General features: G+C 43.1%; 12 protein-coding genes. 9 read left to right on the top strand and 3 right to left on the bottom strand.

Annotated elements, in window-relative coordinates; all coding sequences use genetic code 11:
- The first annotated feature begins 123 nt into the window (after positions 1-123).
- A complete protein-coding gene (locus tag Q0081_RS20650) occupies positions 124-708 on the top strand; it encodes a Uma2 family endonuclease (protein WP_298357889.1) in 585 nt (194 codons plus the stop codon).
- Between the two features lie 18 nt (positions 709-726).
- On the opposite strand, the gene Q0081_RS20645 is transcribed toward Q0081_RS20650, so the two are convergent.
- From Q0081_RS20645 to Q0081_RS20635, 3 genes are all read right to left on the bottom strand, one after another.
- A complete protein-coding gene (locus Q0081_RS20645) occupies positions 727-1,116 on the bottom strand; it encodes a DUF5360 family protein (protein WP_298357886.1) in 390 nt (129 codons plus the stop codon).
- On the bottom strand, positions 1,113-1,949 hold the full coding sequence (locus Q0081_RS20640; RefSeq protein ID WP_298357883.1) for an SDR family oxidoreductase: 837 nt from the start codon (positions 1,947-1,949) through the stop codon (positions 1,113-1,115). The genes Q0081_RS20645 and Q0081_RS20640 overlap by 4 nt, the downstream gene beginning before the upstream one ends.
- 85 nt (positions 1,950-2,034) lie before the next feature.
- The gene (locus tag Q0081_RS20635; protein WP_298357880.1) at positions 2,035-2,613 is read right to left on the bottom strand and encodes a TetR/AcrR family transcriptional regulator; all 579 of its coding nucleotides are present in this window, start codon (positions 2,611-2,613) and stop codon (positions 2,035-2,037) included.
- Positions 2,614-3,390: 777 nt separating this feature from the next.
- Between Q0081_RS20635 and Q0081_RS20630 the strand changes: the two genes are divergently transcribed.
- The 8 genes from Q0081_RS20630 (at position 3,391) to Q0081_RS20595 (ending at position 9,667) form a co-directional block, all read left to right on the top strand.
- Positions 3,391-4,134 carry an acyltransferase family protein gene (locus Q0081_RS20630; RefSeq protein ID WP_298357877.1) on the top strand — a complete coding sequence of 248 codons (744 nt, stop codon included), beginning with the start codon at positions 3,391-3,393 and terminating at the stop codon, positions 4,132-4,134.
- A gap of 445 nt (positions 4,135-4,579) precedes the next feature.
- The gene (locus tag Q0081_RS20625; protein ID WP_298357874.1) at positions 4,580-5,581 is read left to right on the top strand and encodes an NAD(P)-dependent oxidoreductase; all 1,002 of its coding nucleotides are present in this window, start codon (positions 4,580-4,582) and stop codon (positions 5,579-5,581) included.
- Positions 5,572-6,462: a diiron oxygenase gene (locus Q0081_RS20620; RefSeq protein ID WP_298357871.1), complete on the top strand. Its 891-nt coding sequence runs from the start codon at positions 5,572-5,574 to the stop codon at positions 6,460-6,462. The genes Q0081_RS20625 and Q0081_RS20620 overlap by 10 nt, the downstream gene beginning before the upstream one ends.
- The gene (locus tag Q0081_RS20615) at positions 6,452-7,282 is read left to right on the top strand and encodes an MBL fold metallo-hydrolase (protein ID WP_298357868.1); all 831 of its coding nucleotides are present in this window, start codon (positions 6,452-6,454) and stop codon (positions 7,280-7,282) included. The genes Q0081_RS20620 and Q0081_RS20615 overlap by 11 nt, the downstream gene beginning before the upstream one ends.
- Positions 7,283-7,473: 191 nt before the next feature.
- Positions 7,474-7,842 (top strand): hypothetical protein, encoded by a 369-nt coding sequence (locus tag Q0081_RS20610; protein ID WP_298357898.1) that lies wholly within the window; start codon positions 7,474-7,476, stop codon positions 7,840-7,842.
- A complete protein-coding gene (locus Q0081_RS20605) occupies positions 7,740-8,594 on the top strand; it encodes a F390 synthetase-related protein (RefSeq protein WP_298357895.1) in 855 nt (284 codons plus the stop codon). The genes Q0081_RS20610 and Q0081_RS20605 overlap by 103 nt, the downstream gene beginning before the upstream one ends.
- A 1-nt stretch (position 8,595) precedes the next feature.
- The gene (locus Q0081_RS20600; protein ID WP_298357865.1) at positions 8,596-8,814 is read left to right on the top strand and encodes a hypothetical protein; all 219 of its coding nucleotides are present in this window, start codon (positions 8,596-8,598) and stop codon (positions 8,812-8,814) included.
- 19 nt (positions 8,815-8,833) lie between these two features.
- Complete coding sequence (locus tag Q0081_RS20595; protein WP_298357862.1) at positions 8,834-9,667, top strand: 3-oxoacyl-[acyl-carrier-protein] synthase III C-terminal domain-containing protein; 834 nt, start codon at positions 8,834-8,836, stop codon at positions 9,665-9,667.
- Positions 9,668-9,671 lie beyond the last annotated feature (4 nt).

Raw genomic sequence — 9,671 nt, 5'->3', positions numbered from 1 at the left:
TTACAACAGCAAAATGACAAGCATAGTATCAAAGAAAGGCGTAAAAAAGCAGGTTGGAATGACCAGTACTTGCTCAATATTATTAAAAACAACACCATTTAGGTGCGTTTAACCTGTTATTTTATGGTTGCTTTACTTTCTCCCGAAACCACGTACAGTATCGAAGAATACTTCGAATTGGAGGCGCAATTAATCGAAAAACTGGAATACTACGACGGAAAAATTACGAAAATGCCCGGTGCCTCCTATGTTCACAATCGTATTGCTACCAATGTGCTAATTGCATTGGGAAATGCCCTTCAAGATTCAAAATTTGAAGTAAACAACAGTGATACCAAAATCCATATTCCTTCTATTGAGAGTTTTGTGTACCCCGATGCGGTGGTGATTTGTGAAAAACCGCTATTTTATCAAAATCGCGTGGATACGATTCTCAATCCTTTACTGGTAGTGGAAGTACTTTCTCCTTCTACGGAAGACTATGACCGAGGTGAAAAATTTTATTTGTACCGTTCATTAGCTTCCTTTAAAGAATACGTGGTCATTCACCAAAATCATATTTTAGTATCTGCTTTCTTCCGGCTTAATGAAAAAGATTGGCGTACCGATGACGTAGCCAATCTTTCAGAATCAATTCATCTACAGTCAGTGGACGTTAAATTGAAATTGTCGGATATTTATCGCGGGATTGATACGCAGTCACATTAAAGCACCTATTCGGTAAGATTACGTTTTCAGCAAGTTAGAGATGAAAAACAGCGGGTAAATCATTAAAAAAAGGTTGGGAGTCCACCAAGTTGGGTCAAAATCGGTGCGAAGTACCCAAAAACTGATGGCTTGCAACCCCGAACAAAAAGTAAGAGTAAGGGATACCAATGCCCACCGTTGCCAGTTGGCCTTTTTCTGTTTTTGTAAACGCAGACTCATTAATCCTGTAAATGAGACGGCGATGTCCAACGTGAAAAATGACCAATTCCAATCCACCAACAAAGGATTGGAATAATCATTGTAAAGATATTCAGCCGGAATGAGTTTGAAAAAAGTAATGAGCCAATAAATGATGAAGCCTATATCTACGCACCAAAACAATGTTCTAAGTAAAGAAGAATTTTTCATGATAGTGATCCTTTGAATCCTTTTTCAACAACGCTTCTAACAATTCCCATAAACCAACTTAACGGCAAAATACGTCGTAGAAGCAACAGAAGCGGTGCCTGTCCTCCCACGGGATGGTGAATGCTGAAATTGGTTTCGGTCGCTGCGTTGAAAATTTCTTTGGCTACTACTTCGGGACCGGGAGCAGTTTCTCCCGCTTTTTGGCTATTGGACAAGGTCACTTGCTCGTAATTGTCGTAGTCTGTAATGGCGGCATTTTGGAACAAATCCTGCGAGCGGTCGTAAAAATCGGTCTTGATGGCACTTGGTTCGACGGTTTTTACTTTGATACCGAGCGGTTTGAGTTCATACGACAAAGCCTCTGACCAACCTTCAATCGCCCATTTGGTGCCGTGGTAGACACTATAAATTGGGAACGTAATCAATCCGCCCATTGAAGTAACGTTGATAATGGTGCCGCTTCGTTTTTTTCTGAAATAAGGCAAAATTTGGCGGGTAACGTTCATGACTCCAAATACATTAGTGTCAAACTGCTTCTGAATTTGTTCGGGAGTGGCTTTTTCAAAAATACCGACTGCACCGTAACCCGCATTGTTGACAATGACATCAATGTCCCCAAAATCGGTAATAGCGCTGTCGATAGCGATTTTGATGCTGGCTTCATCCGTTACATCCAATGTATATAAACGTACATTCGGCAGTTTGTTGAGTTTGGTTTCTTTTTGCGGATTGCGCATCGTTGCGGCCACGTTCCAGCCTTTTTCTGAAAAATAAATTACGGCAGCTTTGCCGATTCCTGATGAAGTTCCTGTGATTAATACGGTCTTTTTCATTTTTTTGTTTTGAATAAATATTCATTTATGTGGTAAAAAAAGAAAGCTTTCGCTCTCTTGATGGTTTTGAAAGAAATAAAAAAACTTAACTCCTGATGCCGTCCCAAAGGACGCTGAAGGTCAATTCCCACTCAGCGGGAGTAATCGGTTTTTGGGTATAAATGGAGACTTTGGCTACTTCATTGAGCATTCCGCACACGAGCGTGACAAGCAGTTCCGGGTCGGCGTCTTTAATAAGACTTTGACGTTGGCCTTCTACCAATAATGAATAAATGGGTTGCAAAGCTAGTTCTTCAGCTTGATGTGTAGCGTCGTCCTCATGAAAATAGGGGGAGCGAAAATATTGCTCTAAAAATGCGCCGTGTTCTGGATTGTTTATGTTGTTGTTCAGATAGTTACGGGCTATTTTTTTTATTTTGATTTTAAGCGGTTCATTCTCTGAAATTGGTTGATTTAAATCCGCCGTATTGTAGTGCATTAAGTACAGGTATAGCTCGCGGATCAATTGATTCTTATCTTCAAAATAAATATAAACCGTGCCCGTAGCTACGCCCGCTTCTTTGGCTAAATCCGACATTTTGAGTCCTGCCAGTCCTACCCGCTCTATCATTTTGAGGGCGGTGCCAAGAATGAGCTGAACTTTGGTTTCATCTTTTGATCTCATCTCTTTTTGTCAATAAAAGGCTTATTATTATCAATTAATAATGCAAAATTAGGTGAATTAAAATTCATTTACAAATGGTGAGGTGAATTATTTTTCATTTAAAAGGGATTGATTATGATATAAATCATTCATAGAGCGGACTAAAATGGCATATAATTTGATGTAATTTATGTAATAAATTTGATTATTAAGTGATTGAGAATAGCGGGGTCCCCTAATTTTATAGGCTATAGTCCATATAGTTAGAAGATTCTGCTACGATTTTGTATTATTACACCATAAAGGAAAGGCACAACACAACAAGAGTACTGTTGAAGCACTCTTGTTCGTCCGTAACCTTGAGAGACCGCATATCTTTCTATTTATTATGCTGTTTACTTTTTCGGAAAGAACTCTCAGAGCAATTGTATTTTTGTTTTCAGCCAACAAAGTCACCCCAAATGGTGATGTATGTCTCTTATTTTAAATAGGTAATCAATCACCTCACTTTATTGTCAAATTCCGCGTAGTTTGCCGGTTATCAGGAAAAGCAGATGGTGTTTTATCAATTATATCAGTAAGAATCGCCTGTCTTACCACAGTGAAAAAATGCGTTTTACAGCCTAAGGGGTAATTTTTCAAGAAGATCGTTTGATAAGAATGACAAACTCGACCGTTCCTAAACTCATAGTAGCCGTTCCTAAACTCATCGGGTGTGGAATGGCTCAGTCCGTTACTTTTGACCTGTTATTACTCTAATTCGTTGCTCAACGTCCGTCTTATAATTACCCTCTTACTATGCTTGCTTTAACCACTGACCCTGTCCGATTATTTGAACTCGATTCGAACCAAACGTGTATCAGTGCTTTAGATCGACTTCGAGTTATGGCCAACTTTGGCCGACTCATGATCCATGCCGCTGTGCCTTATATGGTGACCCATACGGGTATGTGGCCATTGTATGACACGCAGAATGGTCGGTTATTTGATGCCATGGTATACATGACTCATTCGTTTGTCAACGAATTGTTTTTTGTGCTTTGTGGCTTTTTTGCCCTCAAAACAATAGAAAAGTATGGAATGCAGGGTTTGTTGCGTAATAGTGTAAGAAAAATCCTTCTCCCTTTTTTAGCAGGATTGGCAGTTCTGATTCCCCTTATTATCAGTTGCTTTTCGTTTGTCAGTCTATTTACAGGCTCAACTGCTGTCCCTTTTCAATGGGATAGGCTAATGAAGGCTAATCTGACATTTATTCGAACCTACTCTTATCCTTTGGGTAACCTCTGGTTTCTCTACTATCTGTTAATGTGCTATGGATTGTGGGCGCTTGGAGGAAGATTATTCTGTAAAGCTATTGTTAGGCTCAACCTTTCCAACCGGATATTTTTATCAATAGGTTTTACTATTTCCACGACAATGTTGCTTTGTATGCATACCTGGCATCGAGACACGCCTTTGTTTTTTCGATTCAAGTACTGGTACTGTTCTATTTTTTCATTTATTTCCTTTTTGGAGTGGCTTTGGCCCAAGCTAACCGGCTAATTGAACTCTGCTGTCTTCAGCATCGTCGACTGCTTTTGACCGGTTTGCTGTTTACATGTATAGGTTTGCCGCTTCAAATGCAATACCTCAATCACAGTTTGCCTTTGTATACCTGGATACGAGTAGCAGCGATTTTTGTATTTTCCGTTCAGAGTTTTGCTTTTGTATTTGGTTTCATCGGTCTTTCCTACAGCCTATCACCTATTCACAGGCCTTGGGTATCAAATCTGGCTAAGGCATCCTATTGGACGAGTTATATTGAGCTCCCCATCGTTATGGCGGCCCATATTTCCCTCAATTCCTTTTCAATTCCAATCTTTTTCAAGTACCTTATTACAGTATCTTTTGCACTGATAACGTCCCTTTTTACCTTCAGATATATAGTTTCTTTAACATTTTTAAAGCATTTTTTTGGGTTATACACCGTTAAAGCCTCCATCAATTCATGATAAAAAATATACTTGTGACAGGGGCCGGCGGCTTTCTCGGAGGTCGTCTGACTGAACGTTTAGCCTCAATGCCTGGCTATCGAATTGTAGCGACGGGTCGTAGGGTAGAAACGGGGCGGAGGCACATTGGGTCTCAGGTTAAATTTATTACGGGCGATTTAATCCATAAAGAGTTTACCGAGCAATTGGTGAAACAGGACATAGATGTACTTATTCACTGTGCCGCCTTATCCTCACTTTGGGGTAGTTACGATGACTTTTACCAAGCTAATGTCGTTGCTACAGAAAACCTGCTTACGGGTGCCAAACAAGCCGCAATAAAACGTATTATTCATATTTCGACCCCAAGTATTTATTTTGATTATAACGACCGCTTTGACATTCGGGAAGAGGATCCCCTTCCCGTTCGTTCGGTCAATCATTATGCAGGCACTAAATTACTGGCTGAGCAGCGAGTAAAAGCATCGGGTATCGAACACATTATCCTGCGCCCCCGTGCTATTATCGGGGCCGGTGATACTGTTATTATGCCCCGTCTGATTCGGGCACGCCGGGAAAATCGATTGCGCATCATTGGGAATGGGAAAAATATCGTTGATATAACGTCAGTCAGTAACCTGATTGATGCTATTCTTTTGAGTATTGAGGCGTCGGAACCTGCTATTAATCAGGTATATAATATTACCAATAGCCAACCGGTACAGCTGTGGCCGTTTATCAATGATGTGCTGTCAAAGATTAATTTGCCGCTTGGACTGGAAAGACTGCCTTATCCAGTGCTTTACGCCATTGCGGCCCTATCCGAACAAATGGCAACGATAGCACAAAATGGCCGGGAGCCGGCCATAACACGTTATGGGGCGGGGATACTCGCTAAGTCATGCACGTTGAATATTGATAAAGCAAAGAAATTGTTGGGGTATGTACCCCGACAAACCGTTGAAGAAGGAATAAATGAATTTGTAAACTGGTATTTAACCCTAAATCCATGCCTGTAAACGTCGAAAAACTAATTGAGATCAGCCTGCGAAAGCCCCTTGACCCCGAGACTTTCGTACCCTGGAAAGCTACTCTTCAAGAGGGGCAGTATTACCTTCCTCCGCATCTTATTTCGCTGTATGGGACCGATTTGTTTGAAAAACTTACTGCCGAACAACGACTCAAACTCGGTAAGTCGGAACTGGGACAGGCTATTTTTAGCTATAGTTGGTCGGAGGGGATTATGTGTCTGTTTATGACTCGATACATTATGAATTTAGCCCCTGATTCGCTCGAAAAGCGTTTTTTGCTTCGTGAACTCATTGAAGAGTGTCGACATCAACAGATGTTTAACAAAAGCCTGACCCAACTGAACATTACTCCTGTGCCTCCTGCCCCCATTCACCGTTTTCTGGGGATGATTACGGCTAAGTATATGAGTCCGGGTGCTATGTTTCTGGGTACGCTCGCGGTGGAGTACGTTACAGATATGTATGGTTCAGCTATTCATCGTGATCATAACTGTCATCTGATGGCGCGTAAGATGTCGCAATTGCACAACATTGAGGAGGGGCGTCATATTGCCTTTACAGAAGATTTGCTTGAGCGGTTTACCCAGAAAGCAACTTTCTTTACCCGGGTTGTGTATAGTATTTTAGCTTTGGGCAATGTTTGTTTTATGCGTTCACTTTATGTACAAAAACGTTTTTTTGAAGAGGTCGGCGTGGATGATCCGGGCTTGTATTATCGGGTTGCCAAACGTAACTATCGCAGTATTTTCGGGCGTTACTGTTTAAAATCACTTGTTGATTATATGGAACATATTCGCGGTTTCAACTGGATTACCCGCCCTATCTGGGAGCGTGTCCTTCATGTTAAACTACCCCGCTATGCCCGTTAAATTGACGCTTCTATCGGCCGGATATTGCAATGGGCAGGAAAATCATACGCTTCGCAACGGACGTAGAGTTTCGCGGCGTTATCCAGCGCTTTTTGCCCTGCTCCAACACCCAACGGAAGGATACATACTTTTTGAAACCGGTTATGCCCGTCGGTTCTACGATGTTACCCGGTATTTTCCAAACCGTTTATATAACCTTATTACGCCCGTAACGATAACGGAAGAGGAAACCGCGGCGTCTAAACTCAGCGCGTTAGGGATTCAACCACAACAGATTCGTTACGTAATCGTATCGCATTTTCACGCCGATCATGTTGCGGGAACAAAAGACTTTCCCAACGCTCGTTTTATCTGCTCCGAGACCGCCTGTATTTTTGCTCGTAACACACGAGGGTTACGGGCTCTGAGTGCGGCTTATATTCCTGAGCTGTTGCCCGACGATTTTTTTGACCGCACTGAAATACTCTCGCCTGCTTCGGCCCGTTACCGGTACGATGAATTTTGGGTTGAACAATACGATTTGTTTGGTGATGGCCTGCTGCGAATGGTCCCGTTGCCGGGCCATGCCCGCGGACAAATGGGAGTGTTGGTACAAACCGCTGAACGCGAAATTTTTTTGGCTGCTGATGTTTGTTGGCATAGTGTTTCGTTCCGGTCAATGACTCTGCCTCCCCGCACGTCGGGTCTGATTATGGATTCCTGGAGCGATTTTGTGAACAGTCTTACCAAAGTTCATCACTATCACCTGACTCATCTCGATACGCTCATTGTGCCTACCCATTGTCAGGAAATCGCTAATTTTTATAATCATACGTATTGATGCCATTCAAATTGCTTATTCTGTTTTATTGGCTCAGAATCCAATGGCGAAACAAACGCTTAAGAACCCGAGCCGCGCTGGAGAATTACCAAAAGCGAAAGCTCCGAATGCGCCGGAAATGGCTTCAAAAACATTCTCCGTATTACGCAACTTTTGGGTAAAACAGAACTGATTGGTCACAATTGCCACTCATGAATAAACAGACGTTCATGCAGCATTTCGATACCATCAATACGTGCGGCATTCACAAAGAGGAAGCACTGAAATTGGCATTGGCAAGCGAGCAACAACGAGATTTCAGCCCGACAATTAACGGAATTACCATAGGACTATCGTCGGGGACGTCAGGGAATCGAGGCTTGTTTTTGGCATCACAGCAGGAAAGGGCAGAGTGGGTGGCGGCCATACTGGATCGGGTCATTGGGGCTCGCCTGAAAAAGAGAAAGGCCGCTTTTTTTTGCGGGCCAACAGTAACCTTTATACTTCGGTTCACTCGGAATTGCTCAGCTTTCGTTTTTTTGATTTGCTTCATGAGCCGAGTCAACATATTAAACCCCTGAATCTCCTGCAACCGGATATTCTCATTGCACAACCTTCCATGCTGATGTTGCTGGCCAAAGCGCAGGAGAAAGGAGAATTAGCCATTAGACCAAGTCAGGTTATATCGGTGGCGGAGGTATTGGAGGACAGCGACAAGAATTATCTCACGGAGGTTTTTAAACAACCGATATCTCAGGTTTACCAATGTACCGAAGGCTTTTTGGGGTATTGCTGTCGTGAGGGACGCTTACACTTAAACGAAGATTTTGTCCATATTGAAAAGAGGTACATCGACGATGAAAATGTTCGCTTTCATCCCATTATTACCGATTTTACCCGAAAAAGTCAGCCAATAATCCGTTATGAGTTCAACGATATTTTGTGGGAAGAGTCTTTGCCCTGTCTCTGTGGCTCCCCGATGATTTCGCTCCGTTGCATTGAAGGCCGAAGTGACGACTCGTTCCGGTTGCAAAATAAACAGGGTATTTGGCTGACCATTTTTCCCGATTTTATTCGGCGGGCCATGCTGATAGCAGGTGATGATATTCCGCCCTATGTGGTCGAACAAACGGAGGGGGCTGAAGTTGTAGTTCATTTAACCTGCGACGAACTGCCTGATGCTCTGATTAATCACATTTATGAAGCCCTGTCGGCATTTTTTACCCTGAAAGACTTGAGTCCCGTTCAAATCAGTATTGTGAAAAGCAGTGGCCATGAGCGAGGACAAAAATTGCGTCGAATCCGAAGATCATTCCTATCCCAACTCCAATAACATGTTAAACGTTAAAATTACAGGAACCGGTATTTATCTCCCAGAGAAGAAGGTTTTATCAGAAGACCTTGAACGGGAACATCAAATTCCGGCCGGATGGGCACTGAAAAATTCAGGTGTTGCCAGTCGTCACAATGCCGTTTGGGAAAGCGGGTCATTTATGGCTGCCCGTGCTCTTAAAGAGACACGCGTTTATTGTCCCTCTAAACAGTGGCCATAATTTAGAAAGCGGGTCATTTATGGCTGCCCGTGCTCTTAAAGAGATACTGGTCAATGCCGGTACTGCCTACGAAGAACTTGATTTACTCATCAGCGGGTCTGCTACCTATGATTATCCCATACCTCACAATTCCTGCCTCATTCAACATGAATTGGGGAAGGCGTCTACCATTCCAAGTTTCGACGTAGATTCAACCTGCATGGGATTCCTGACCGCGATGGAAGTGGCAAGTTACTTTATTCAGGGGGGGCGTCACAAAACAATTGCGATTGTGTGCAGCGAAATAGCTTCGCGCAGTCTTAATCCTGCCGACTGGGAAACAATGACCTTACTGGGCGACGGAGCTGCCGCCGTTATACTAACCGCAGCAACGACAGAAGACGCTTCGGCAGTGCATGGCATTCACATGAAAACCTTTCCTGAAGGGGCCCATTCCACTCTTGTTCAAGGCGGTGGTAACCAACTGCTAAACCGTCCAAACCGCCCCGACCTTGACCCTGCTCTATTTAGTTTTCACATGGATGGATGGAAACTCATCAAGCTTGGGCAATTGCATTTGCCCCCGTTTTGCGAAGAATTGTTTTGTAGAGCCGATGTGCCGATGGCGGCTATTGACGTGGTTATTCCTCACCAGGCCAGTCGATTGGCGTTTCACCTCTTTGAGTGTACATTTTCGCAATTAGGGGCAAAAACGGTTCGTAATCTGGAACAGGTAGGCAATTGCCTGTCGGCTTCTATACACATTGCCCTGCACGATGCCATACACACAGGCAGACTGAAACGGGGAGACCGGACTCTTCTCATTGGCACTGCCGCAGGATTTTCAATTGGAGGAATTGTGCTAACCTACTGATTTT

The sequence above is a fragment of the Runella sp. genome (assembly GCF_027484545.1).
Classification (GTDB): domain Bacteria; phylum Bacteroidota; class Bacteroidia; order Cytophagales; family Spirosomataceae; genus Runella.
The sequence above is the reverse complement of the archived record's forward strand: the minus strand, read 5'-3'. Positions and strand labels throughout refer to the sequence as shown.